Annotated in this window: 26 protein-coding genes; 13 read left to right on the top strand and 13 right to left on the bottom strand. The window is 56.8% G+C overall.

All coding sequences use genetic code 11. The features are described 5' to 3' along the window. Positions 1-4 precede the first annotated feature (4 nt). Together recO and ACEN2J_RS12840 are read left to right on the top strand one after the other, a co-directional pair. Positions 5-739 (top strand): DNA repair protein RecO, encoded by a 735-nt coding sequence (recO, locus tag ACEN2J_RS12845; protein ID WP_442106379.1) that lies wholly within the window; start codon positions 5-7, stop codon positions 737-739. A 114-nt stretch (positions 740-853) separates the two neighbouring features. Next, positions 854-2,089, top strand: a complete 1,236-nt coding sequence (locus ACEN2J_RS12840; RefSeq protein ID WP_442106377.1) for an MFS transporter — start codon at positions 854-856, stop codon at positions 2,087-2,089. Here ACEN2J_RS12840 and ACEN2J_RS12835 read toward each other — a convergent pair. Next, on the bottom strand, positions 2,086-3,756 hold the full coding sequence (locus ACEN2J_RS12835; RefSeq protein WP_442106375.1) for an acyl-CoA dehydrogenase family protein: 1,671 nt from the start codon (positions 3,754-3,756) through the stop codon (positions 2,086-2,088). The genes ACEN2J_RS12840 and ACEN2J_RS12835 overlap by 4 nt on opposite strands. Positions 3,757-3,932: 176 nt before the next feature. Between ACEN2J_RS12835 and ACEN2J_RS12830 the strand changes: the two genes are divergently transcribed. Then, complete coding sequence (locus ACEN2J_RS12830; RefSeq protein ID WP_442106373.1) at positions 3,933-4,703, top strand: sulfite exporter TauE/SafE family protein; 771 nt, start codon at positions 3,933-3,935, stop codon at positions 4,701-4,703. 36 nt (positions 4,704-4,739) lie between these two features. Here the strand turns inward: ACEN2J_RS12830 and ACEN2J_RS12825 are convergent, their stop codons facing one another. Next, complete coding sequence (locus tag ACEN2J_RS12825; protein WP_442106371.1) at positions 4,740-6,335, bottom strand: phosphoenolpyruvate carboxykinase; 1,596 nt, start codon at positions 6,333-6,335, stop codon at positions 4,740-4,742. Between the two features lie 394 nt (positions 6,336-6,729). Between ACEN2J_RS12825 and ACEN2J_RS12820 the strand changes: the two genes are divergently transcribed. Genes ACEN2J_RS12820 through ACEN2J_RS12795 form a run of 6 tightly spaced genes read left to right on the top strand, consistent with a single transcriptional unit; the run spans position 6,730 to position 11,227 of the window. Further along, positions 6,730-7,431, top strand: coding sequence for a response regulator transcription factor (locus ACEN2J_RS12820; RefSeq protein WP_442106369.1), 702 nt, complete (start codon positions 6,730-6,732; stop codon positions 7,429-7,431). Positions 7,432-7,440: 9 nt separating this feature from the next. Then, a complete protein-coding gene (locus ACEN2J_RS12815; protein ID WP_442106368.1) occupies positions 7,441-9,171 on the top strand; it encodes a sensor N-terminal transmembrane domain-containing protein in 1,731 nt (576 codons plus the stop codon). Positions 9,172-9,201: 30 nt separating this feature from the next. Next, on the top strand, positions 9,202-9,636 hold the full coding sequence (locus ACEN2J_RS12810; protein WP_442106367.1) for an HPr kinase/phosphorylase: 435 nt from the start codon (positions 9,202-9,204) through the stop codon (positions 9,634-9,636). Between the two features lie 9 nt (positions 9,637-9,645). Next, positions 9,646-10,551, top strand: coding sequence for an RNase adapter RapZ (gene rapZ, locus ACEN2J_RS12805; RefSeq protein ID WP_442106365.1), 906 nt, complete (start codon positions 9,646-9,648; stop codon positions 10,549-10,551). 6 nt (positions 10,552-10,557) lie between these two features. Further along, positions 10,558-10,977, top strand: a complete 420-nt coding sequence (locus ACEN2J_RS12800) for a PTS sugar transporter subunit IIA (protein WP_442106363.1) — start codon at positions 10,558-10,560, stop codon at positions 10,975-10,977. Further along, positions 10,958-11,227 carry an HPr family phosphocarrier protein gene (locus tag ACEN2J_RS12795; RefSeq protein WP_442106362.1) on the top strand — a complete coding sequence of 90 codons (270 nt, stop codon included), beginning with the start codon at positions 10,958-10,960 and terminating at the stop codon, positions 11,225-11,227. The genes ACEN2J_RS12800 and ACEN2J_RS12795 overlap by 20 nt, the downstream gene beginning before the upstream one ends. 1 nt (position 11,228) lies before the next feature. On the opposite strand, the gene ACEN2J_RS12790 is transcribed toward ACEN2J_RS12795, so the two are convergent. Beyond that, positions 11,229-12,104, bottom strand: a complete 876-nt coding sequence (locus ACEN2J_RS12790) for a 3-hydroxybutyryl-CoA dehydrogenase (RefSeq protein WP_442106361.1) — start codon at positions 12,102-12,104, stop codon at positions 11,229-11,231. A 188-nt stretch (positions 12,105-12,292) separates the two neighbouring features. Here ACEN2J_RS12790 and ACEN2J_RS12785 point away from each other — a divergent pair, with 188 nt between their 5' ends. Further along, the gene (locus ACEN2J_RS12785) at positions 12,293-13,126 is read left to right on the top strand and encodes a DUF6473 family protein (protein WP_442106359.1); all 834 of its coding nucleotides are present in this window, start codon (positions 12,293-12,295) and stop codon (positions 13,124-13,126) included. A 50-nt stretch (positions 13,127-13,176) separates the two neighbouring features. Here ACEN2J_RS12785 and ACEN2J_RS12780 read toward each other — a convergent pair whose 3' ends face one another. From ACEN2J_RS12780 to ACEN2J_RS12755, 6 genes are all read right to left on the bottom strand, one after another. Continuing rightward, positions 13,177-14,103 (bottom strand): electron transfer flavoprotein subunit alpha/FixB family protein, encoded by a 927-nt coding sequence (locus tag ACEN2J_RS12780; protein WP_442106357.1) that lies wholly within the window; start codon positions 14,101-14,103, stop codon positions 13,177-13,179. Then, positions 14,103-14,864: an electron transfer flavoprotein subunit beta/FixA family protein gene (locus tag ACEN2J_RS12775; RefSeq protein WP_442106356.1), complete on the bottom strand. Its 762-nt coding sequence runs from the start codon at positions 14,862-14,864 to the stop codon at positions 14,103-14,105. The genes ACEN2J_RS12780 and ACEN2J_RS12775 overlap by 1 nt, the downstream gene beginning before the upstream one ends. 171 nt (positions 14,865-15,035) lie before the next feature. Then, positions 15,036-15,608 carry a cob(I)yrinic acid a,c-diamide adenosyltransferase gene (locus ACEN2J_RS12770; protein ID WP_442106355.1) on the bottom strand — a complete coding sequence of 191 codons (573 nt, stop codon included), beginning with the start codon at positions 15,606-15,608 and terminating at the stop codon, positions 15,036-15,038. Beyond that, positions 15,608-15,817, bottom strand: a complete 210-nt coding sequence (locus ACEN2J_RS12765; protein WP_442106353.1) for a twin transmembrane helix small protein — start codon at positions 15,815-15,817, stop codon at positions 15,608-15,610. Before ACEN2J_RS12765 ends, ACEN2J_RS12770 begins: the two co-directional genes overlap by 1 nt. A gap of 66 nt (positions 15,818-15,883) precedes the next feature. Beyond that, positions 15,884-16,720, bottom strand: a complete 837-nt coding sequence (locus ACEN2J_RS12760; protein ID WP_442106352.1) for an SDR family NAD(P)-dependent oxidoreductase — start codon at positions 16,718-16,720, stop codon at positions 15,884-15,886. 53 nt (positions 16,721-16,773) lie between these two features. Then, on the bottom strand, positions 16,774-17,310 hold the full coding sequence (locus tag ACEN2J_RS12755; protein ID WP_442106350.1) for an SH3 domain-containing protein: 537 nt from the start codon (positions 17,308-17,310) through the stop codon (positions 16,774-16,776). Positions 17,311-17,495: 185 nt separating this feature from the next. Here ACEN2J_RS12755 and ACEN2J_RS12750 point away from each other — a divergent pair, with 185 nt between their 5' ends. After that, positions 17,496-19,799, top strand: coding sequence for a DNA topoisomerase IV subunit A (locus ACEN2J_RS12750; RefSeq protein ID WP_442106348.1), 2,304 nt, complete (start codon positions 17,496-17,498; stop codon positions 19,797-19,799). A 24-nt stretch (positions 19,800-19,823) separates the two neighbouring features. Here ACEN2J_RS12750 and ACEN2J_RS12745 read toward each other — a convergent pair whose 3' ends face one another. From ACEN2J_RS12745 to ACEN2J_RS12730, 4 genes are all read right to left on the bottom strand, one after another. Then, positions 19,824-20,483, bottom strand: a complete 660-nt coding sequence (locus tag ACEN2J_RS12745) for a Fe2+-dependent dioxygenase (protein WP_442106347.1) — start codon at positions 20,481-20,483, stop codon at positions 19,824-19,826. A gap of 1 nt (position 20,484) precedes the next feature. Continuing rightward, positions 20,485-21,285, bottom strand: a complete 801-nt coding sequence (locus ACEN2J_RS12740) for a hypothetical protein (protein ID WP_442106345.1) — start codon at positions 21,283-21,285, stop codon at positions 20,485-20,487. A gap of 269 nt (positions 21,286-21,554) precedes the next feature. Continuing rightward, positions 21,555-22,445, bottom strand: coding sequence for a formyltetrahydrofolate deformylase (purU, locus tag ACEN2J_RS12735; RefSeq protein ID WP_442106344.1), 891 nt, complete (start codon positions 22,443-22,445; stop codon positions 21,555-21,557). 179 nt (positions 22,446-22,624) lie between these two features. Further along, positions 22,625-24,004, bottom strand: coding sequence for a cytochrome P450 (locus tag ACEN2J_RS12730; RefSeq protein ID WP_442106342.1), 1,380 nt, complete (start codon positions 24,002-24,004; stop codon positions 22,625-22,627). A gap of 129 nt (positions 24,005-24,133) precedes the next feature. Between ACEN2J_RS12730 and ACEN2J_RS12725 the strand changes: the two genes are divergently transcribed. Both ACEN2J_RS12725 and ACEN2J_RS12720 read left to right on the top strand, forming a co-directional pair. After that, positions 24,134-24,703, top strand: coding sequence for a hypothetical protein (locus ACEN2J_RS12725; protein WP_442106340.1), 570 nt, complete (start codon positions 24,134-24,136; stop codon positions 24,701-24,703). Between the two features lie 89 nt (positions 24,704-24,792). Further along, a partial coding sequence (locus ACEN2J_RS12720; protein WP_442106338.1) for a GTP-binding protein occupies positions 24,793-25,293 on the top strand: 501 nt, incomplete at its 3' end.

Below are 25,293 nucleotides of genomic sequence, written 5' to 3'. Positions count from 1 at the left end.
GCTAATGGATTGGCAAGATGAAGGGGTGCTGATTGCCATGCGCCCGCATGGTGAGGCGTCCGCGATCATAGAGGTGTTTACCGCCCATCATGGCCGCCACGCAGGCGTGGTACGCGGTGGTGCCTCGCGCAAACAGGCCGCCACGATGCAGCCCGGAACGCAGCTTGCCGTGACATGGCGTGCGCGGCTTGAGGACCATATCGGCAGCTACTCTGTTGAACCTTTGCAAAGCCGTGCAGGCCTGTTGGGGGATCGGCTTGGCCTTGCCGGCCTGAATGCGATTTGCGCGATGCTGCGGGTGGCTTTGCCTGAACGTGTGGCGCATCAAGCCTTGTGGCGTGCCACAATGGCGCTGTTGGCCGCCGTTGAATATGACCCCGACTGGCCCGCGATCTATCTGCGCTGGGAAATGACCTTGCTAGAGGAATTGGGCTTTGGTCTTGACCTGTCGCGTTGTGCGGTTACCGGCAACCGTGATGATCTGGCCTATGTTAGCCCTAAAACCGGACGCGCGGTTAGCCGTGATGGTGCGGGCGATTGGGCCGACCGGCTGTTGCCTTTGCCGCAATGCCTGATGGGGCAGGGGCCTGCCTCGCGCCCCGAGATTGCCCAAGGCCTTGCCATCACCGGCCATTTCCTTGGCCGAGAATTGGCTGGTCTAAATGACCGCCCTTTGCCCGAGGCGCGGATCCGCCTGCTTGGGCTGCTTGCCGCCCGGACCCCGGACCAACAGCGCTAACAAACACCATTTGCGCCACCGTGTGTCGTTTTCGACGTGAACTGTCGCGTAGAGTAAAGACGCCGCAGCCCTAACAGGCGCAGTAAGGGCCAAAGACAAAGGACCTGTGCACCTATGGCGAACAAGTATATTCCGGTTCTGCTGCGCCACAGCCCAGTGCCGAAGGTGCAGCATTTTGCGCTGCTGGCGGGGTTGGATGCATCGGTGCGGGGGATGCTGATCTCGGCCATGCCGCTGACAGTATACGATGCTTTGGGCAGTGCGGAATCGGTCAGCCAAGTGTATTTCATCGCAGGGCTGGCATCGCTGTGCCTTGGGCTGATGGTGCCTTGGGGCACCCGCTATATTCCGCGCCGTTGGATGTATACGCTGGGGACGCTGCTGTATATTCTTGGAGCCGCGCTGGCGGTTCATGGCAGTGCTGTCACGGTGCCGCTGGCACTGATGGCGAACGCGGGGGCGACGGCGACCACGTTTGTGTGTTTCAATGCCTATGTGCTGGATTATATCGACCGATCAAACCTTGGTAAGGCGCAGTCGATGAACATGGTCTTTGCAGCAGCACCTTGGGCGATTGGCCCCTTGCTGGGGGTGTGGCTGCGTGAGGTGTGGGCGCCGTTGCCGTTTTTGGCGGCAGGCGGGCTTGCATTGGTATTGCTAACGACGTTTTGGGTTTTGCGGCTGGGCAATGGCAAGCAAATCAGCCGCGCCCGCCGCCCTGCCACCAACCCCTTGGCCTTTCTGGGCCGGTTTTTCGCTCAGCCTCGGCTGATCGCAGGGTGGATGTTTGCCGTTATCCGGTCCTGCGGTTGGTGGGTCTATGTGGTCTATCTGCCAATCTTTTGTATCGAGGCAGGTTTGGGCGATAAGGTTGGTGGGATCGCGTTGTCGCTGTCCAATGCCTTGCTATTCGTTACGCCCTTGATGCTGCGCGTTGCCACACGGCTGTCCGTGCGCCGTTCGGTCCAAGGGGCGTTTGCGCTTTGCGCTGCGGCCTTCATCGCCTCGGCGCTTGTTGCTTCGTCTTTGCCTTGGGCCGCCGTCGGTTTTATGATGGCCGGGTCGGTGATGCTTGTGGTGTTGGATGTCGTCGGCGGGCTGCCGTTTCTGATGGCCGTGAAACCGTCCGAGCGCACCGAGATGGCCGCCATTTACTCCAGTTTTCGCGATGTCTCGGGGATACTGACGCCCGGCGCGGCATGGCTTGTGCTGCTGGTGGCACCGCTGCCGGGCGTGTTCGCCGTGGCAGGGCTGGCAATGGTGGGCTGCATGGGTGTTGCAGGCAAAATGCACCCACGCTTGGGCAGCAGCCGCCCCTCACACGGGCGGCTGCTGCCAGAGGACCGCTAGTCGAGCAAACGCCGCGCGATGACCTGCGCCTGAATTTCGGCGGCGCCTTCAAAAATGTTCAAAATCCGTGCGTCACACAGAATGCGGCTGATCTGATATTCCAGCGCAAAGCCGTTGCCGCCATGGATTTGCAAGGCGTTATCGGCCGCAGCCCATGCCACCCGTGCGCCCAGCAGCTTGGCCATGCCAGCCTCTAGGTCGCAGCGTTTGTCATGGTCTTTTTGCCACGCGGAATAATAGGTGAGCTGCCGGGCGATCATCACTTCAACCGCCATCATCGCCAGCTTACCCGAAACGCGCGGGAATGCGATCAGCGATTTGCCAAACTGCTTGCGGTCAATGGCGTATTGCATACCGACCTCTAACGCATTCTGTGCCACCCCGATGGCGCGTGCGGCGGTTTGGATGCGGGCAGACTCGAAAGTCTGCATCAGTTGCTTGAACCCTTGGCCCGGCACGCCGCCCAGCAGGTTTTCGCCCTTTACCGCAAAGCCGTCAAAGGCCAGCTCGTATTCTTTCATGCCGCGATAGCCCAGCACCTCAATCTCACCGCCCGTCATGCCGGGGGTGGGAAAGGGCACGGCATCGGTTCCTGGCTCTTTTTCGGCAAGAAACATCGACAGCCCGCGATAATCGGTGGTGTCTGGGTCGGTCCGCGCCAGCAGGGTCATCACTTGGGTGCGGGCGGCATGGGTGATCCATGTCTTATTACCTGTCACAGACCAATCGTCGCCATCCTTTACCGCCCGCGTGCGCAAAGAGCCCAAATCCGACCCTGTGTTAGGTTCGGTGAACACGGCTGTAGGCAAAATCTCACCGCTGGCCAGCTTGGGCAGCCATTGTTCTTTTTGCGCATCGGTACCGCCGCACAAAATCAACTCGGCCGCAATTTCCGTCCGTGTCGCCAGCGATCCCACGCCGATGTAGCCGCGCGAAAGTTCTTCACTGACCACGACCATCGATGCCTTAGACAGCCCGAACCCGCCCAGATTTTCGGGAATTGTTAGGCCAAACACGCCCATTTCGGCCAGCTTTTCGATGATATCCATCGGGATCAGCTCATCGCGCATGTGCCAGCCATGCGCGTGCGGCACGACTTCCTCATCGGCAAAACGGCGGAACTGGTCGCGGATCATCTCCAGCTCTTCGTCCAAACCGGTGGCGCCAAAGGTCGCGCGGCCGTGGTTGTCTTGCATTAAGGCCACCAACCGCGTGCGCGCCGCCTGCGTGTTGCCATGCGCGATAAGGCGCGCCGCCGCATCCCCCGGCACCCACGACAAGCCCAAATCGGCAAGCCGCGCAATTTCACCTTGAGACATCGGAATGCCGCCCGAAAGCTGCGATAGATATTCACCAAAGCCGATTTGCAGCAACAGGCGTTCCATATCGCCAAAAGCACCCGACTGGCTCAGTTTGGCCGCCCAAGCGTGCAGCTGCACTAGGCTTTCTGAATAGGTCGCAAGCCAGCTGAGCACATGCGCCGAAAACTGGTTCGCCTCCATCGCGGCGGCGGAAACCTTGCCGTTGACAGTGACCAAACCGCGCAATGCCTCGCGGCCTTGTTCAAAAAGGCCGGTCACTTCGGGCAAAACACCCTCGGTCAGGCCCAACAGATCGGTTAGGATAGGGTTGTCGGTTTCGGCAAAAACTTGTCCATCATGGGCCATGGCGGAATCCCTCTTTCGGCTAATTGCTGCACTTGCGAAGGTTTTAAAGCCTTTGCACCTGCAGCGCAACAAGATTTCAATATTTAGGTTTAATTCGACCGATTGTGTCGCGGGTGAGTTTTTGCTGCAGGGGCTCTGAAATGCGGCTATAGCGAAGAAAACACAAGGAAAACGTGATGGAATTTGTAATGGCTGGGCTGTCAGAGCCCGTGTTTTGGCTTGTCGTCGGCGTTACGCTTTTTGCGGGATTTGTCAAAGGCGCTGTCGGTTTCGCGATGCCGATGATTATGATCTCGGCGTTTTCATCTTTCCTGTCGCCTGAACTCGCGCTCTCGGGCCTTATTTTGCCCACCTTGGTGACCAATTTAAGCCAAGCCTTCCGCCAAGGACCTGCTGCTTTTTGGGGCTCGGTCTGCAAATACTGGCGCTTTTTGGTGGCAACGGTGCTGTTCATCGCCGTTTCGGCGCAATTTGTGCGCGACATCCCGCAGCCTGTGTTTTTGCTGCTGCTTGGGGTGCCAATCACAGCTTATGCAGCGCTGCAACTGATGGGCCGCAACCTTGCGATCAAGCTTGAACATCAGGGCCGCGCCGAATGTGGCTTGGGCATTGTTGCCGGGCTTTATGGCGGGGTGTCAGGCGTTTGGGGGCCGCCGCTGATTGTGTATCTGATGTCGATCGGCGTCGAAAAGGTGGAAATGCTGCGGGTGCAGGGGGTGATTTTTTTGCTGGGCTCGGTGATGCTGCTGTCGGCGCATCTGAATTCGGGCGTGCTGACGGCCAGCACTACGGCGTTTTCGGCGTTTCTGGTGATGCCGGCCGTTGCAGGAATGGTAATTGGGATGCAGGTTGGCAACCGCTTGGATCAGGTGCTGTTTCGCCGCTGTACCCAAGTGTTGCTGGTGTTGGCGGGGCTGAATTTGATACGCCGCGCAATTGGTCTTTAGGCACCAGATGGGGGGCCAAGCAGCCCCCCAGAGTTTTTAGATCGCCGCAGCTTTCACATCTTCGTCGATATAAGGCACATATTGGCCAAAGTTATCGGCAAACATCTGCACCAGCTTGGCCGCTTGGGCATCATAGGCCGCCGTGTCACACCATGTGCGGCGTGGGTCCAGCAACACATCGGCCACACCATCGGCCGACACGGGCACTTCAAACCCAAAGTTCGGGTCGCGGCGGAATTCGCCTTGGGCCAGTGACCCGTCAAGTGCTGCCGTCAGCAGAGCCCGCGTTGCGCGGATCGGCATACGCGACCCCGTGCCATAGGCGCCACCAGTCCAGCCGGTGTTCACCAGCCAGCATGTCGCGCCATGCTGTGCGATCTGGGCTTGCAACAGCTTGCCGTAAACCTCGGGGCGGCGTGGCATGAATGGCGCACCGAAACATGTTGAAAATGTCGGTGTTGGCTCGGTCACGCCACGTTCTGTGCCAGCAACTTTCGACGTAAAGCCCGACAGGAAGTGATACATCGCCTGCGCTGGCGTCAGCTTGGAAATCGGTGGCAGCACGCCAAACGCATCACAGGTCAGCATGATGATGTTTTTCGGATGCCCACCCAACCCTGTTGCCGAGGCGTTTGAGATCGCTTCCAGCGGATAGGCGCAACGCATGTTCGCCGTCAGGCTGTCATCTTCAAAATCCAGCTCCAGCGTTTCGGGATCATAGACCATGTTTTCGACAACAGTGCCAAAACGGTGCGTGGTCGCAAAGATTTCCGGCTCTGCCTCGGCGCTCAGGTTGATAGTCTTGGCGTAGCAGCCACCCTCAAAGTTGAAGGTGCCTTTGTCCGACCATCCATGTTCGTCATCGCCAATCAGCGTGCGGGCAGGGTCGGCCGACAGGGTGGTCTTGCCCGTACCCGACAGGCCGAAAAACACGGCCGCATCATCAGGGTCATCAACCGCGTGGTTGGCCGAGCAGTGCATCGCCATCACACCCTTTTCGGGCAGAAGATAGTTCAGCAAGGTAAAGACAGACTTCTTATTCTCGCCCGCGTATTCGGTGTTGGCGATCAGAATTTCTTTTGCGTCAAAGTTCATCGCGATTACGGTTTCGCTGCGGCAGCCGTGGCGCGCAGGATCAGCCTTGAACGTCGGGCAGTTGATGATCGTCCATTCCGGCACAAAGCTGTCAAGCTCGGCGCGGTCAGGGCGGCGCAGCAAATGGCGGATGAACAGCCCGTGCCATGCCAGCTCGGCCACCACGCGCACGTCCAAACGGTGCTCTGGGTCGGCGCCTGCGTACAAATCCTGCACGTGATAATCGCGGCCCTTCATATGCGCCAGCATATCGGCACGCAGCAGGTCAAACGCCGCTGGCGCCATCGGCGCATTGTTTTCCCACCAAATCGTGTTTTCAACCGAAGGGGTGCGGACTACAAATTTGTCCTTGGGCGAACGGCCTGTAAACTGCCCGGTTGAAACGAGGAATGCCCCGCCTATACCTAGCTTACCTTCGCCGCCGGCAATGGCGGCCTCAATCAATGCGGGTTCGATCAGGTTATAATGAACTGTTCCCAGCCCGGTAATGCCTTGATTTTCAAGCGTATGGCTTGGGTTAACGCGTCCTGTGTTCATCTAGTGCAAGCTCCCGATGCCGATGATGCGACAAGTTTTGGGTTTATTATGCAGGGTGCGACCCTCAAACCGCACTCTGGTCGCCCCCGGAGCCGAGGCCGACAATTCGGCTATAGCACGGCGTTTTAGGATTGGAATAGGTCGCATTAGCACAGTTAGCGCAACCAGTTGAACGTTAGCGCAACCAAATCGCCCTCCGCATCTTTGGGGTGACTTAGCGATACCCCCTCCTGCGGCCGCTCTGTGACCTTACTGAGGCAAATTAGTCATTCATTCGGCTTTTTGTTGTCATCTGAAGGGGTCTTGACGGGTGATTCGCAGATTGCAGTTGATTCTTTGGCGCAAAAAAGTGCAAATAGGAAAAAATATAATGAGCAGTATAGGGAAAATACCCATGTCAAGGATCGCCCTTGTGGACGACGACAGAAACATTCTGACGTCGGTTTCGATGACTCTGGAGGCAGAGGGTTTCGAAGTTGAAACCTACAATGATGGCCAATCCGCGCTGGATGCCTTCAACCGCAGGCTGCCCGATATGGCCGTTCTGGATATTAAAATGCCACGCATGGATGGCATGGATTTGTTGCAGCGTTTGCGCCAAAAATCGGCGATGCCGGTCATCTTTCTGACCTCTAAAGATGATGAGATTGACGAAGTTTTGGGCCTGCGGATGGGCGCCGACGACTATGTGAAAAAGCCGTTTTCGCAGCGGCTTTTGGTCGAACGCATCCGCGCGCTTTTGCGTCGGCAAGAGGCGATTACCACCGAGGAAGTGGCCGTCACCGAAGAAACCAAAGTGATGGAACGCGGCAATCTGCGGATGGACCCATTGCGCCATGCCGTGGCCTGGAAGGGCAACGAAGTCTCGCTGACTGTGACCGAGTTTTTGCTTCTCCAAGCGCTGGCGCAACGCCCTGGTTTTGTGAAAAGCCGCGATCAGTTGATGGATGTGGCATATGACGACCAAGTTTATGTAGACGATCGCACAATCGACAGCCATATCAAACGCTTGCGCAAGAAAATGCGGACGGCAGATGATGACTTTTCGGCCATCGAAACACTGTATGGCATCGGCTATCGCTATAATGAAGAGTGACGCCTTGCCATGACAACAGCGCCGCAAATCACAAAAAATATTGCCCGCCCGCCCGTCAAAAACCGTAATAGCGGTGACGTGCTTCTGGGCGAAGATTGGACTGCCCCCGAAGATCTGGTCGAACCAGAGCTGCGGGGCTTTCGCGGACGGCGTGGTATTGTCGCGCTGAACAAGTCACCTTTGGCCAGAAAGATCATAATTTTCAATATGATGGCCTTGGTGATTTTGGTGGCAGGCGTTCTGTTTATGAACCCGTTTCGCGATAGTTTGGTCACCCAGCGCGAGCAAGGTTTGGTGACCGAGGCCGAGCTGGTTGCGGATGTGTTTGAAACGCAACTTCCCAACCTTGCGGCGGCATCGTTGAACGACCCGGCGGGCATTGATGTTGCGAAAACGCTCGCCAATGTCACCATCGGGCCGGGGGTCGATGCGTTTGTGTTTGACAAAAACGGTCAGGTGATCGCAGCCCAAGAGGGTAAGGGCCGCGCCCTTCCGCAAGGCAGTTCCAGGCCGGATTCGACGCTTATCACGGGGTTTCTGAATTCGGTTTGGGACCTTGTTTCCGGTGTGCTGTCTGGCCCCGAACTAGGGCAGGTCAAGGTAAATTCTGAAAGCCTCGCTCTTAGCGGCTTCCAAGCAGCTTTGGCTGGGAATACCAGCTCGAACATGGCCAAAGACTCTGCTGGGGGCACCTTGTTTTCTGTCGCCACGCCGATCTGGAATGCGGGCGAGGTTCTGGGCGTGGTTGCCTTGACCTCGGCCGAAGGTGAGATCGACCGCCTTGTCCGGCATGAGCGAGAGCAAGTGTTGCAGATGTTCGTCATTGCATTGTTGGTATCGATCGGCCTCAGTCTCGTGCTTGCCTCGACCATCGCTAACCCGTTGTCCGATCTGGCAGCCGCTGCCGAATTGGGCCGTGACCGCGATGCCCGCAAAATGGCGCCGGGCCGTGTGCGTATTCCCGATCTTGCTGCGCGCCCAGACGAAATTGGCCGCCTTTCCGTCGCGATGCGCGGCATGGTTGCAGCCCTGTATGACCGGATCGACGCGAATGAACAATTTGCAGCCGATGTCAGCCATGAAATCAAAAACCCGCTGGCCAGCCTTCGCTCGGCTGTGGGTACGATGCGGGTGGCAAAACGTGAGGATCAGCGCGAAAAGCTGCTTGATGTGATTGAGCATGATGTCCGCAGGCTAGACCGATTGGTCAGCGATATTTCCAACGCCTCGCGTCTTGATAGTGAACTGGTGAAAGAAGAAGAAGAAGAGTTCAACCTTATCAAAACACTGCGAAATTTGTCCGACTATCTTGGCGAACAGGCCAAGAAAAAAGGTGTCGATTTTATCATTGATTTGCCCGCAGATCCGATTGTGATTGCTGGGCTAGAGGGGCGGTTGGCACAGGTCTTTGTGAACCTTATCACCAATGCGGTATCCTTTTGTGACGAGGGCGATGCGGTGCGTGTTTGGGCGCGGCGGCGTGAAAACCGTGTGCTTGTGGTGGTCGAAGATACTGGCCCCGGCATTCCCGAACAGGCGCTGACCAAGGTCTTCAAGCGCTTTTATTCGGAACGCCCTGTCGCGCAATTTGGCGATCATTCTGGGCTAGGCCTCGCCATCTCTAAGCAGATCGTCGAGGCGCATGGTGGTGTGATTTGGGCTGAAAACATTCATCCCACCTCTGCCGATGCCACGTCTGAACCATTGGGTGCGCGTTTTGTCGTTGGCTTGCCAATCTAAAATTGCAACCAGACCCAATTGGAGCCACGGATGACGGCTAGCGCAGTGCCACCGCAAATCGTGCATGGCACATGTGTGGCCCTACAAGGGCGCGGCCTGCTGATTCTTGGGCCGTCTGGCGCGGGGAAATCTGCGCTTGGGCTGGAGCTGATGGCCTATGGTGCCCTTTTGGTCGCGGATGATCGAACGCATCTTGTCAGGCAAGGCAATGACTTGGTGGCAAGTTGTCCCGCGCAAATTGCTGGCAAGATTGAGGCGCGCGGTATTGGTATTCTGGCGGCAACGCGACAGGACTTCGCACCAATCATCCTGATTGTTGACCTAAGCCAAACCGAAACCGAGCGGTTGCCGCCAAAACGGCAACTTGATCTGCTGGGTGTGCCGATTGACCTTGTATTCGGCTCCACATCCCGCCACTTTCCTTTTGGGATATTGCAGTTTCTGCGAACAAAACGGGTGGATTGACGGCTTCATATGACCAAAACCAATCAGATCTTTGAGCATCGCATAGTGCTGGTTACCGGCCCGTCTGGGGCTGGCCGCAGCACGGCGATAAACGCGCTTGAAGATATGGGCTATGAAGTTATCGACAACATCCCTTTGTCGCTCGTGCCGCGCTTGATTGAAGGCGACAATCTGGGTCGCCCGATCGCCTTGGGTCTTGACGCGCGCAACCGTGATTTCAACGCCACCGCCTTGATTGCGCTGATTGACAAACTCACCGTTGATCCGCGTGTATCGCTGAACGTGATTTATCTGGATTGCGCCGAGGATGAGTTGATCCGTCGCTTTTCGCAAACCCGTCGCAGGCATCCTTTGGCCCCCGATGGCACGCCGCTCATCGGGATTGCGCGTGAGGTGGACCTGTTGGCCCCGATCAAAGTGCGCGCGGATCACTTGATTGAGACGACCGAAATGTCGCCGCATGACCTGCGCGCCGAAATTGCGCAGTGGTTCGGCTCGGCTCAGGATGCCAAACTTGCGGTTTCATTGCAGTCATTTTCGTACAAGCGAGGGGTGCCGCGCGGTATTGATATGGTTTTTGATTGCCGCTTTTTGCGCAATCCGCATTGGGATGCTGGTCTACGCGAAATGGATGGCCGTGACGCCGCAGTGGTCGATTACATCGCCGAAGACCCACGTTTTTCTGAATTTCTTGGCAAGGTAACAGATTTGATCCTTTTTCTGCTGCCGGCACAGCTGGATGAGGGTAAAACCCACCTCGCGATCGGCTTTGGCTGTACGGGCGGGCAACACCGTTCGGTTGCCATTACGGAAATTATCGCAGTCAGGCTTGCAGAGGCTGGCTGGCCAGTGGCAAAACGACATCGGGAAATGGAACGCAAGGCGGCTGTGCTGTCGGCAAATGGGGCAGGGTGAAAACGGGTGATCGGTATTGTCATCGTGGCCCATGGGGGGCTGGCGCGCGAATATCTTGCGGCGGTTGAACACGTCGTCGGAAAGCAACAAGACATGATCGCTGTGGCGATTGAGGAAGATCATGATCGCGCCGAAAAACAGGCCGAAATTTGCGACGCCGCTGACAAGGTTGATACCGGGGGCGGCGTTGTTGTTGTGACCGATATGTTCGGTGGTTCGCCCTCTAATTTGTCACTAATGGCCTGTTGTGGGCGCAATCGCCGCATTTTGTTTGGTGCCAATCTTCCGCTGCTGATAAAGCTGGCCAAATCTCGGCAATTGGCAGTCGAAGACGCTGTGGCTTTGGCATTGGATGCTGGTCGGAAATATATAAATTGCTTTGATTTAGGCGATGGGGGAAATGGCTATGACCGAACGACGCCTTAAAATCATTAACGAAAAAGGGCTTCACGCCCGCGCCTCTGCAAAGTTTGTCGAGGTGGCCGAGGCGTTTGACGCCACGGCCGAGGTATCCAAAGACGGGATGTCAGTGTCAGGCGATTCGATTATGGGTTTGCTGATGCTGGGGGCCGCGCGCGGGTCCGAGATTTTGGTAAAAACCTCGGGCGCGCAGGCCGATGCTTTGCTAGAGGCCTTGGACCAGTTGGTTCAAAACCTGTTCGGCGAAGACTTCTAATCTAGCGCGTCGGAACCGGCACCTCGCCGCGATAATCATAAAAACCGCGTTGGGTTTTGCGGCCCAGCCAGCCCGCCTCAACATATTTGGTCAACAGCGGACAGGGCCGATATTTCGTGTCGGCCAGCCCGTCATGCAGCACGTTCATAATGGCCAAGCAGGTATCAAGCCCGATGAAATCGGCCAATTCAAGCGGCCCCATCGGGTGATTTGCGCCCAGTTTCAGCGATTCGTCGATCGATTTGACCGAGCCCACGCCCTCGTACAGGGTATAAACGGCTTCATTTATCATCGGCATCAAGATGCGGTTCACGATGAAGGCTGGAAAATCCTCGGCGCTGGCGGCAGTTTTACCTAGTTTTTCAACGACAGCCATCAGCGTGTCATAGGTCGGACGATCGGTCGCGATGCCCCGAATCAATTCCACCAGCTGCATCACTGGCACCGGGTTCATAAAGTGAAACCCCATAAACTTTTCCGGTCGGTCGGTGCGACTGGCCAGCCGCGTGATCGAAATGGATGACGTGTTCGACGTCAAAATCGTATGCGGCTTCAGATGTGGCAGCAGGTCGTCGAAAATCGCCTGTTTAACTGTCTCACGTTCGGTTGCCGCTTCAATAATCAGGTCCAGTGGCCCCAAATCGGCCAGTTTCAGGGTGGTCTTGATCCGCCCCATCGCCGCCGCCTTATCGGCAGCCGAGGTTTTGCCTTTGGTCACTTGCCGTTCGATGTTGCGGTCAATCAGCGCCAAGGCTTTGTTTAGGCTGTCTTGGCTGATGTCGGTCATCAACACGTCATAGCCCGCCAAAGCAAAGACATGCGCAATCCCGCTGCCCATTTGGCCCGCACCAACGATCCCAACCGACTTGATTTCCATGCGCCCATTCTCCTGCATCTGAATTGGGCAAACCATATGCCCGCACTGGGGGAAGGCGCAAGACCAAGCACTGTTTTCGCGGAAATTCCTAAGACTGCCGACAATTCAATGCAAATGCCGAATTTAGCAGTTTCGTAAGATATATCCGCCAATCTCAATCTCGGGTGTTAAAAAATGGGGTGGGTGCAATGACCTATGCTTATTCGGGCGAGGGGTCGCTCGACTATTATCCGTGCCAATATGGTGCGTCAAAACTCGTGTTTCGTGGGCCCAAAAAAGGGTTTGCGAGGCCATATATAGCTGCCATTGGCGGTACCGAGACCTATGGGAAATTTGTTCAAAACCCTTTTGCCAAGGTTTTAGAAGAGATTGGGGGGCGCGGAGTCGTGAACCTTGGCCTAATGAATGCGGGGCCGGACGTGTTTTTGAACGCGCCCGAGGTGTTGGAAATTGCCTCGGGGGCTGTGTTGACCGTGGTGCAGGTGGTTGGTGCGCAGAACCTGTCCAATCGCTATTACACTGTGCATCCGCGGCGAAATGACCGGTTTTTACGGGCTAGCCCGGAGTTGCAAAACCTATATCCTGAGGTGGATTTTTCAGAGTTTCATTTTACGCGACACATGCTGCAAAGCCTGTTTCAAGCATCGCCGCATCGGTTTGTGAAGGTGGCTGCCGCGTTGCAAGCCACATGGGCGCAGCGCATGGCGCAATTGCTACGCGCGGTGAAGAGCCCAACGTTGCTGCTGTGGATGGGCGACTCGCCGCCAAAGCAGGCCGCTGTAGCTGTCTCACCCTATGATGCAACGGTCTTGGTCAACGCAGGGATGATTGAGGCGTTGCGCAGTCAGGTCACTGCTTATCTTGAGGTGGTGCTAAGCCATGATGCTATTGCCGAAGGGGTTGGAAATATGTCCTTTGGCCCTATGGAACGCATTTGCGCGGCCAACGTACCTGGTCCAATTGCGCATCGGGAGGTCGCGATTGCGATCGCCAATGCGCTTCCAAGGCTGACAAGCGCTTAACAAAAAGGGCACCCGATTGGGGTGCCCTTTTCCTAGCCACTTGGACAGATTTACAGCTTTTCAACCAGTTCAGGCACTGCCGTAAACAGATCGGCAACCAGCCCATAATCAGCAACTTGAAAAATCGGCGCCTCTTCATCTTTGTTGATGGCGACGATGATTTTGCTGTCTTTCATGCCTGCAAGGTGTTGAATTGCGCCAGAAATCCCGATGGCAACATACAGATCAGGTGCGACAACCTTACCGGTTTGGCCGACTTGCCAATCGTTCGGCGCGTAACCGCTGTCAACGGCTGCGCGTGACGCACCAACGGCTGCGCCCAGCTTGTCTGCCAGCTTTTCGATCAGCGCGAAGTCGGCTTGCGAGCCTACGCCACGGCCGCCAGACACAACGATGCCTGCGCTTGTAAGCTCTGGCCGGTCAGATGTCGCCACCTTGTCTTCAACCCAAGACGACAGCGCTGGGTCAGCCGTCGCACCAATAGTTTCCACCGCGGCAGCGCCGCCCATTTCGGCTGCGTCAAAGCTTGCAGTCCGGATCGAACCCACCTTGATTTTGTCCAATGATTTCAAGGTTTGGACGGCATTGCCCGCATAGATCGGGCGTTCAAAAGTATCGGCATCGATAATCGCGGTAACGTCGGAAATGACCATCACATCCAACAACGCCGCGACGCGTGGCAGCACGTTTTTCGCATCGGTCGTCGCAGGTGCCAAAATATGGCTATAATCACCCGCCAAAGACACGATAAGCGCCGCCGTTGGTTCTGCCAAACGGTGGCCCAAGGACGCATCCTCAGCGCAGAGCACCTTGGAAACACCCGATATTTTTGCAGCTTCTGCTGCCGCTGCGGCAGCCGAGGCCCCCGCGCAGAGCACTGTTATGTCGCCCAAAACACCAGCCGCTTTTACCGCCTTGGCGGTCGCATCCACGTTCAACGCGCCATCGGTGACTTCACCTAGAAGAAGAACAGCCATCAGATAACCCCCGCTTCGTCTTTAAGTTTCGCAATCAGCTCATCGACCGATGCCACTTTGATACCGGCTTTGCGGCCCGCAGGTTCCACGGTTTTCAGCACGGTCAGGCGCGGCGTCACGTCTACGCCGTAATCCGCAGCCGTTTTTTCGTCCATAGGTTTTTTCTTTGCTTTCATGATGTTAGGCAAAGAGGCATAGCGTGGTTCGTTCAAACGCAGGTCCACTGTCACCACCGTTGGCATTGCCACGGTGATCGTCTGCAAACCGCCGTCGACTTCGCGGGTGACCACGGCCTTATCGCCTTCAATCGCCAACTCGGATGCAAAAGTCGCCTGCGACCAGCCCAGCAACGCCGCCAACATCTGGCCTGTTGCGTTCATGTCATTGTCGATCGCTTGCTTGCCGCAGAGCACCAAGCCCGGCGCTTCGGCATCGACAACGGCTTTCAACAGCTTTGCCACGGCCAGCGGTTCGATATCGTTATGTACGTCGTCGGACGCCACGATCAAAATCGCGCGGTCCGCCCCCATCGCCAGCGCCGTGCGCAGCGTTTCTTGCGCTTGCTTTACGCCGATTGAGACGACGATAATCTCGTCAACGGTCCCCGCTTCTTTCAAGCGGATCGCCTGTTCAACGGCAATCTCGTCAAACGGGTTCATCGACATTTTGACATTGGCAAGATCAACACCGCTGCCATCCGCTTTCACACGAACTTTCACGTTATAGTCGATCACACGTTTGACAGGCACAAGAACCTTCATTGGCGCGGACTCCTTGGTTGGGTGGGGGGCGGCAAGCCCCGTAAACTTACCTTGTTTTGATATAATCTTGCGTCGCGGAAAAACAGGCCAAAATCGTCATGTTAGCGACAACAGACGCCGCGTTTCTCGATTGCTGCCAAAACCTGCACGAATTTGGCACGGCGCGGCAATTTACCGCGTCAGCCCCGGCACCCATAGCACGTCATCCTTGCCGTCATTGTTGGCAATGCGCCCCGCCACGAAAAACCAATCTGACAAACGGTTCAGGTATTTCACTGCCGCCGGGTTCACATCTTCAACGCCCGCCAGCTCTACCGTCAGGCGCTCGGCGCGTCGGCATACCGTCCGGCACAGGTGCAACTGCGCGGCCAGTGCCGTGCCACCGGGCAAAATAAAGCTGCGCAGCGTGGTCAGATTGGCGTTCATTGCGTCAATCTCGGCCTCAAGCCGGTTTACCTGCGCATCAATGATCCGCAAGCGGGGATATTCGGCGCTTGAGTCATTTTCGCGGTCAGGCGTGCAAAGATCGGCCCCTAAATCGAACATGTCATTTGACACCCGCGCAAGGGCTGCATCCATATCGCCCGTGCTGTGCAACCGCGCCAGCCCAATCGTGGCGTTGGTTTCATCAACCGTGCCATAGGCCGCAACGCGCAGGCTGTGCTTAGCGACGCGGTCGCCGTTGCCCAATGCGGTTTCGCCCTTGTCGCCCGTGCGGGTATATATTTTTGATAAAACGACCATCACTGCGCTCCCATATTACGCAACCAGACAAACAGCACAATCAGTGCCACGGCCGCCGCCTGCGCATAGATACGGTAGCGCATCAGTTTGTTTGACCGTTTTGCAGCGCCTTCACCGCCTTTGCCAAAGCTGCCGATTCCCAGCATCAAGATGACAAGAACAACAAGGCAGGCAATCGCGGCGATGATAAAAAGCGGATCGTTCAGCATGGCAAAGCCCCTTTAGGTTTCTAGCGCATCTAAGCGCGCGCGCCGGAAAAGCAAAGGAAAAGACGCCTAGGCCCGTTTTCCGCCTGCCAGCAACCGGTCCAGCGCCCAAACCGGCAAAATCCGCCGCGCGATCCCCATAATATGGGTTGGCAGCGTCACATAATAGCGGGCTTTTGGTCGCGGGCTTTCCAGCGCATGGATCAGCTTGTCCGTCACCGCGCTTGCAGGCAGCTCAAACCTATCCGGCCCTGTGGTATTTTCAAACCGCGCAATCACCTCGGCATATTCGGCACGGCGGGGCGAGGTTTCCCACTTTATCCAACGTTTGAACTGAATGGCTGAATTGTCGCGAAATTTCGTCGTGATCGGGCCTGGTTCAATCAGAATCGGGTAGATTCCCGTGCCGCGCAATTCCAGCCGCAGCACATCGGTGATGCCTTCCAGCGCAAATTTTGTCGCCACATAGGCGGTACGCCAGCGATAGCCGACCATCCCCAGAATCGACGAATTGTTAACGATTCGCCCATGCCCTTGCGCCCGCATAATCGGCAAAACACGGCAGGTCAGGTCGTGATAGCCAATCAGATTGGTCTCTAGAATCGCCCGAAACGCATCGCGCGGCAGGTCTTCATAGGCGCAGGGAATGGCAAAGGCGCCGTTGTTAAACAGCGCATCCAACTTGCCCCCCGTCCGCGCCACAACTTCGGCGACGGCGCTTTCTAGGCTGGCTACATCGTCATAATCCAGCCGGAAACTTTCCAGCCCTTCACCGCGCAGACGCTCGCAATCTGCCTCATTGCGGCAGGTCGCGAAAACCCGCCAACCGCGCGTCTTTAAGGTTCGCGCCGCATCAAGCCCGATGCCCGATGAACAACCGGTGATGAGAATGGATTTTGCAGTCATTCTGATGTTCTTTTATTTGAATTTCATAGCATTAGCGGCAAGCCACGGGCGGCTCAATTGCCGCTTGGGTCTGTATCCGACAATAGGCGTGCCGCGATATATCCTTCCAGCCCGTCGCCTTCAATCGCGATCCGTACCCAGCCGTTTTCCTCCGGGGAGATGACTGAAACAGCCTCGGCACGCACCAACCGCCCCACAACCTCATAATCGGTTGATGGGCCTTGGCGCACATTCACCGAGCGGCTGCTGATATACATAATCGGGGCCGTCTCTGGCACTGCGGGCGCAGGCGCTGCTTTCACGGCGGCAACCTTTTCCGGCGCGCTCAGAACAAAGTCGCCTGCGATTGTCGATGTCGCCTTGGCAGGTTGTTGTGCTTTTGCGGGCGCAGAGCTTGCCAGTTTAACATTAGCTTTGGGGGCTGGTTTTGCCGGCGCTGCGGGTACCGCTTTGGCTTGGCGCAACACAGGGCGCTCTGCCGGGTTTTGCGACACCCCGACCAAGCCTTGCCGCATCTGGCCATAGTCTTTTCCCCCGATCAAAAAGGTCAAAAACATACCCGCTGCCAAAAGTGACAAAAGCTTCAACATGGTAACCCCACCCAAATTCATAAATACGCAGACCTGCTGCGATATCTTACTATCCAACACTATGTCACTTTTCCCCATGGGAAAAAACGAGAAACGTCCTCAATGTCGTATTTCGTTAATCCCACGCCGCCCGACTCCGGTTTTTTCCGCTAGACCGTGCCACGCCGCCCGACTACATAACGCCCATGACAAAATCGCCAAATGACCCAGACTCTCAGCCGATGACCACGTCGGAACCGTTGCGCCGCGCCATTGGCGAACGGTATTTGACCTATGCGCTGTCCACGATCATGCACCGCGCGCTGCCCGATGCGCGCGACGGGTTAAAACCCGTTCACCGCCGCATTCTTTATGCGATGCGTGAGCTAAAGCTGTCGCCAACTGGCGGCTTCCGTAAATCGGCCAAGATTTCGGGCGATGTGATGGGCAACTATCACCCGCATGGCGACATGGCGATTTATGATGCGATGGCTCGTCTGGCGCAGGATTTCAACGTTCGTTACCCGCTGGTTGAAGGTCAGGGCAACTTTGGCAACATCGACGGCGATAACCCTGCGGCCAGCCGTTATACCGAGGCGCGTCTGACCGCGATTGCCGAAAAGCTGATGGAAGGGTTGACCGAAAACGCGGTCGATTACCGCCCTAATTATGATGGCACGCTCGAAGAACCCGTTGTTATGCCAGCCGCATTCCCGCATCTTCTGGCGAATGGCTCGTCTGGTATTGCCGTGGGTATGGCGACAAATATTCCGCCGCATAACCTGCATGAATTGATCGACGCTTGCCAAGCGATGATCGAAACCCCCGAGATATCCGATGATGCGCTGGTCGAATTTGTTCCCGGCCCGGATTTTCCGACGGGTGGTATTATTGTCGAACCCCGTGCCAATATCCTTGACGCCTACCGCACTGGCCGCGGCTCTTTCCGGCTGCGCGCGCGGTGGGAGGTTGAGGATCTGGGCCGTGGTCAGTGGCAAATCGTCGTCACCGAAATTCCCTATCAGGTGCAGAAATCCAAGCTGATCGAAAAGTTGGCCGAGCTGATTTTTACCAAGAAAATCCCGATTTTCGGCGATGTCCGCGACGAATCTGCGGATGATATCCGCCTGATTATTGAGCCGAAGGTCCGCACCGTAGACCCTGAGATGCTGATGGGTATGCTGTTCAAGAACTCGGATCTAGAGCTGCGTTTCAGCCTGAACATGAACACGCTGATTGATGGCCGCACTCCCAAAGTGTGCAGCCTGAAAGAAGTTCTGCGCGCGTTCCTTGACCATCGCCGCAATGTTTTGCTGCGCCGCAGCCAGCACCGGATGGATAAAATCGACCACCGGCTGGAGGTGCTTGAGGGCTTTATCACCGCCTTCCTGAATCTTGACCGCGTGATCGATATCATCCGCTATGACGTCGATCCAAAGCGCGCGTTGATGTCGGAAAACTGGGGCCTGAAACATCCCCGCGCGATGTCTGAAAAAGACTACGTCTCGCCCCCCGAGGCCGAGGGCGAGCTGACTGAAGTGCAAACCGAAGCCATCCTCAACATGCGTCTGCGCAGCTTGCGCAAGCTTGAGGAACTGGAGTTGATGGCCGAGCGTGACGCCCTGATGAAAGAACGCGCCGACCTAGAAGACCTACTTGCCAACCCGCGCTTGCAGTGGGTTCGCATCAGTGCCGACCTGAAAGACGTGCAAAAAACCTTTGGTCATTCTTGGGCCAAAGGCACCCGTCGCACCACCTTTGCCGATGCGGGCGAGGTCGAAGACGTGCCTTATGACGCGATGATCGAGCGTGAGCCGATTACGGTGATCTGTTCCAATATGGGCTGGATCAGGGCGATGAAAGGCCACGCGGCATTGGACGGCGAGATCAAGTTCAAAGACGGCGATGAAGCCCGCTTTATGTTCCATGCCGAAACCACGGACCGTCTTATTCTGGTCGGCAGCAACGGGCGGTTTTATACCCTTCTGGGTGCCAACCTTCCCGGTGGCCGTGGCATGGGCGAACCCGTGCGCCTGATGGTCGACTTGCCGAATGAGGCCGAGATTTCCGACCTGATTATCCACAAACCGGGCATCAAACTGCTTGTCGCCTCTACCGATGGCGATGGCTTTATCTGCCCGTCGGATGAGGTGCTGGCCCAAACGCGTGCAGGCAAGCAAGTGCTGACCCTGCGCGGTGAGGCGAAAACCGCCGTCTGCAAACCGGTGGTCGGCGACCATATTGCCGTCGTCGGTGAAAACCGCAAAGTGTTGGTTTTTGCACTGGATGAGCTGCCGGAAATGGCCAAAGGCAAGGGTGTAAGGTTGCAAAAGTACAAGGATGGCGGGCTGTCTGATGCCACCACCTTTACCCTGACCGAGGGGCTCAGCTGGAAAGACCCAGCCGGTCGCACCCGTGTTGAGAATAATCTGGACGATTGGGTTGCCAAGCGTGCAGCGGCAGGTCGCATGGCGCCGCGTGGCTTTCCGCGCGATAATAAGTTCAACTAAGACCCTGACGTGGGGCGAGGCATTCTACGCTTCGGCCCACATCCGCAACAGGTTTGACCGTGTCTTGCACAGCGTATCAAACACCGCTGATTTGCCCGCACTGGCGTGCAGCTCTGCAATCGACCTGTCTAAATCGAACAAAATCTCACGTTTTTCGGCGCTACGGATGCGGCTTTGCACCCATCCTACAACAACCAGACGTTCACCTGCCGTCACCGGCTCTACCCTGTGCAGCGTTGTCGAAGGGTATAAAAACACCGACCCCGCCGCCAGCTTTACCGCCCGCGATTCCAGACTGTCCTCAATAATCAGCGCGCCGCCGTCATAGCTGTCCGGCTCGGACAAAAACAGCGTAAAGAAAATATCCGTCCGCACGCCGCCCATCACCGCATCATCAACATGCAGGCCGTAAGTTTGCCCCATACGGTAGCGCGATAAAATCAGCGGCGTCATGGCCTTTGGCCGCGCTGCCGCCGCAAACAGCGGGTTGGCCTGCAAGGCCCGCGTCACCACCTCTAGCACTGCATCGCGGGCAGGGCTGGCAGCTGCTTGGTCATTCGCCTTTACCTCGCGGGCAAAACGCCCCGCCGTTTTTGCGCCGTCTTCAAACGCCAGCGCCGCCGACTCTTCGCGCAGCACGGCCACGGTCGCGGGGTCGATGAGCCCTTCAATCGCCAAGAACATCTTAGCGCACCTGAGAGCCGATGAGTTCGACCCGCGCCGCCACGCCCAGCAAAATCGCGGGGTCATTGGCCGTGAACGTGCCGTCGGCCATGCCAAACGCCTCTGCCGAAGGGTCCATCGCGGCCAGTGCCCGCACGACCAGCGCGTCCAGCTTGGCATCACCGCCCGCTTGCCCGACCATTTCACGCGCCACATCAATAAAGGCCTGTGCCTCGTTATAGGCCAAAATATCCGTCACTGCGCCGCCCTCAATGCTGCCCGTATATTCCGCCGCTGCTGCTTTCAAAATCGCCACCGCTACGGCAAAACGCTGTTTCGCGTCGGGTACCGCTGCGTTGATTACACCGTCAACCGCTGCCTGAAACGCGATCAGTGCCGCATGCACCTCGGTCGCCGGCGCGCCGCTTTCCATGAACTCGGAAAATACCTGCATTGCGGGGGTGAAATCTTCTTGCCCATGGGCTGCAAGCGATTGGCGCACGTCGTCCATCATCTCGGCCTCGGGGTGATAGGACAGTCCAATCGCTTCATCTGTCAGGCCCTTTTCGTACAAGGCCTCGGCGGCAATCAGATGCCCTTGAACAATCGCCAAGCGCACAAGATAGGCTGTGTCCACATCAACTCCGGCCACTGCACCGGCCTCGCCGCCCTCGCCACCTTCGGCTTGGGCCAGCCAAACTGTCTCCTCCTGCGGCATTGCAAGCGGTGCCATTCGCGCCTCGGCTACGCCTGCACCAAGTGCCGTAGTGGCCAGCAAAAGCCCGGTCCATTTGCGGGCTGTAACAGCTCTGATTTTTGTCATGGTGGTCCTCGTTGCAATGGCAATAATCTGGAAATAGCGGCCAGCAAGGGGGGCGTCAATATAAACCTAGTAAAATAATCGGGATATGGGGGGCGATCGTCGTCGATCACAAGGTGAGTCTGATCGCGGCAGTCTGGATGAGGTCAGCGCAGGCAGTTTTTTTCAAAGCATTTAAGCCCGCACCCGCGGTATTCCCGCAGGGCAGGCGGCCCCGACACCGGTTTTCACCAATGCCGAGGTAGGCGCTTAAGATGATTTTTAAGGGCGGATTAGCCCATCCGCTCGGAGGCATAAGACCCTGGCGATGCAGGGAAAACCACCGTTTTATTGCCGTTCAAAAACACGCGGCGGTGAATATGCGCATGGATTGCGCGCGCCAGAACCTGGCTTTCCACATCGCGGCCCAGTGATACGTAATCGTCGGGCGATTGTGCATGTGTGACGCGCACTGTGTCTTGCTCGATAATCGGGCCTTCGTCCAAATCGGCGGTTACATAATGCGATGTCGCGCCGATCAGCTTTACCCCGCGTTGAAACGCCTGCTTGTAGGGGTTCGCGCCTTTAAAGCTGGGTAGGAACGAGTGGTGGATGTTGATAATCCGCCCCGACATTTTTTGGCACATCTGGTCTGACAAAATCTGCATATAGCGCGCCAGCACGATCAAATCGGCGCCCGCGTCTTCTACCACCGCCATAATCCGCGCCTCGGCATCGGGTTTGTTGGCAGGGGTCACTTTGATGCAGTGAAACGGGATGTCGTAGTTTACGACAACCTTTTGGTAATCCATGTGGTTCGAAATCACGCCGACAATATCAATCGGCAACGCGCCGATGCGCCAGCGATACAGCAGGTCGTTCAAGCAATGGCCAAAGCGCGACACCATGATGATAACCTTCATCTTTTGGGTCTCGTCGTGGAACTCGTAGTTCATGTTGAACTGCTTGGCCGTCGCAACGAACCCATCGGTGATTTTGGGCAGATCAACCGCACCTTCGTCATCGGCTTCAAAGCTGACGCGCATAAAGAAATTGCCGGTTTCCTTGTCGTCAAACTGCGAGCTGTCCGTGATATTGCAGCCGCTATCCGCAAGGTAATTGGCGATGGCAGCAACAATCCCGCGGGTCGAACTGCAGGTAACGGTTAGGGCGTATTTGCGCATGGTGGGTCCTGTCAAAGTCTGGTGTGGTTTGCGTTCGGGATGTGTTTCGCAGGCCGATTGGCCTGTCAAGCTGTGTGGCCCCTTTGTGCCGCCTTTGTTGGCGTGCAGATGGACCGAAAACGACGCGTCGTTTCCTATATTACACATTTTCCCGTTTCGGCCCCGAATTAGGGCAGCGGTCAGGCCGCATCCACCTTTAGCCAAACCCCGCCTTCGGGCCGCAATGTCAGGATCATCACGGGTTTCGGGTCCTTTCCTTCAACCGCTGAAAACCGATGCCGCGCCAGTAGGGTCGCCAAGATAATCACCGCCTCTTGCAGCGCAAAATTCGCGCCGATGCACACCCGCGGCCCGTCACCGAACGGCAGATAGGAAAACCGCTCTATCGCTTTGGGGTCGGCAAATCTGGCGGGGTCGAATTGATCGGGGTTATCCCACAGCATATGGTGCCGATGGAGCGCGTAAATCGGCAAAACCACGGTGTCACCGGCTTTGATCTCGCGTCCGCACAGCTCGTCCGCGACCTGCGCGGTGCGGGATAAAAACGCGGCTGGTGGATACAAGCGCAGCGCCTCGTCAATGATCTGCCGCACCAGTGGAAGGTTTGCAATATCGGCTTGCGTGGCCGCATTGCCGCCCAAAACGGCCTGTGCCTCCGTGCGTGCCGCCTGTTGCACGCCTTGATCGAAGGCGCATAAATACAAGGCCCAAGACAGCGTTAAAGCAGTCGTCTCATGGCCTGCCACGATGAATGTCAGCAAGTTATCGCGCAGCTCGGAAGTCGACATTTTTCGCCCCGTTTTCGGGTCTTCGCCTTCTAACAAAAGGTCCAGCAAATCCGGCACGGTGCAGCGCCCATCTTTGCGGCGGCTTTCAATGGCCTCATCTGCGATGCGCTTCATCTCGCGCATGGCCGCGCCTGCCAATATCCGCCCCGGACGCGGCACCCAGCCGGGCACGCCCAGCAAATCCAGAACCGAGACTTTGGCCGCGTGGGAAATATAATCCTCTATCGCGTGTTGCACCGCGCTTCGGTCAAACCCCTCACCGCCTGAAAATGTGACGTCCGAGATCACCTCAAATGTCGCGGCGACCATTTCGGTAAACATATCCGCCGCCCGCCCGTGCGAGGCCGCAATCCGTGCGCTAGACCGCTCGGCCGCCGCCGTCATCACGGGGGCCAGCGCCGCCACATTGCGATGGCTGAAAACCGGCGCCGCCGTGCGCCGTTGCCACAGCCATTCCGCGCCCTCGGCCACAAACATGCTGTCGCCGATCGCCTGCTCAAGGATCAGCTTGGTCACGGTCGATTTCGGATAGTCCTCGACGCGGTCGCGCAGCACGCGCTTCAACGCCTCGGGGTCCATAATCATATGCCAGCGCTTGCCCGTCCGCCCTGAAAGCATCGGTTGCCGTGTCGCGATTTCGGGGATCAGTTCCAGTACATTCCGTTGCCCCGCCCGCGCCGAGGCAAGAATGCCTAGTGGCGTGTTATGAAGCGGCACCCGAACCGGAACCTTTTCGAGCATAGTCAGTGGGGCGGCTTTTGACGTTGGCATCTTAGGCTCCAATCTTTACGCGTCACTTTTGAAACTATAGGCCTCTTTGCCGCTATTGAAAGGCGGCATGGTTGCGCAGTGCCTTGGCAACAGCTATGCGTTAAGGGTTGTTTGCCAAAGGAACGCCGCATGATCATCGCCCGACTGTCCGCCCTGATACTGATTGCTGGCTTGCTTACAGCCTGTGCCAAGCAAAATGTTGTTGAAGCCCCGGTTGAGCTGGGCGATTTCAAAATGGGCCTTAACATCGTCGTGGCTGACAACCCGCAAAAGGTTCCAATCTCGCGTGAGGCAAAGCCGCAGGATTTGGACGATAGTCTGACCAAAGCGCTGCAAGAGCGGCTGGGGCGGTATGACGGTGACAAGTTCTATAACCTTGGCGTTTCGGTCGATGCCTATGCGCTGGCCCCTCCTGGTATTCCTTTGGTGTTGTCGCCCAAATCTGCGTTGGTTGTGACCGCCACGCTGTGGGACGATGCTGCCGGTACAAAATTGAATGAAAAGGGTGCGCAGTTCACTGTTTTTGAGGGCATTGACGGCGATACATTGATCGGGTCTGGCCTGACCCGCACCCCCGAGCAGCAGATGGATGTTCTAAGCTTTAACGCCGCCAAACGTATTGAGCAGTGGCTTTCGGACAACCCAGAATGGTTTGGCTTGCCACCAAAGCCGAAACCGGTTGTAGAATCCACAAAGTGACCTTGATTTTTCAGTCTAAAATGGCTATCTCGCGCTCGATGTAGAACGGGGTCCATTGTGGTCCCCCCCAATGTTTGAGGCATTCCGCGATGGCTAAGGCAAAGTTTGAACGTAACAAACCGCACGTAAACATCGGCACGATTGGTCACGTTGACCACGGCAAAACGACGTTGACGGCTGCGATCACGAAATATTTTGGCGAATTCCGCGCGTATGACCAGATCGATGGCGCGCCAGAGGAAAAAGCCCGCGGGATCACGATCTCGACCGCGCACGTTGAGTACGAATCCGAAGCACGTCACTACGCACACGTCGACTGCCCCGGCCACGCTGACTATGTGAAAAACATGATCACCGGTGCGGCACAGATGGACGGCGCGATTCTGGTTGTGAACGCGGCTGACGGCCCGATGCCACAAACCCGTGAGCACATCTTGTTGGGTCGCCAGGTTGGTATCCCTTACATGGTCGTGTACATGAACAAGGTTGACCAAGTAGACGACGAAGAGTTGTTGGAACTGGTGGAAATGGAAATCCGCGAGCTTCTGTCTTCGTACGACTACCCAGGCGACGATATTCCGATCATCCGT

This window comes from Pseudorhodobacter sp. W20_MBD10_FR17 (assembly GCF_052119765.1).
GTDB lineage: Bacteria > Pseudomonadota > Alphaproteobacteria > Rhodobacterales > Rhodobacteraceae > Pseudorhodobacter.
This window is presented reverse-complemented; position numbering and strand designations above follow the sequence as displayed.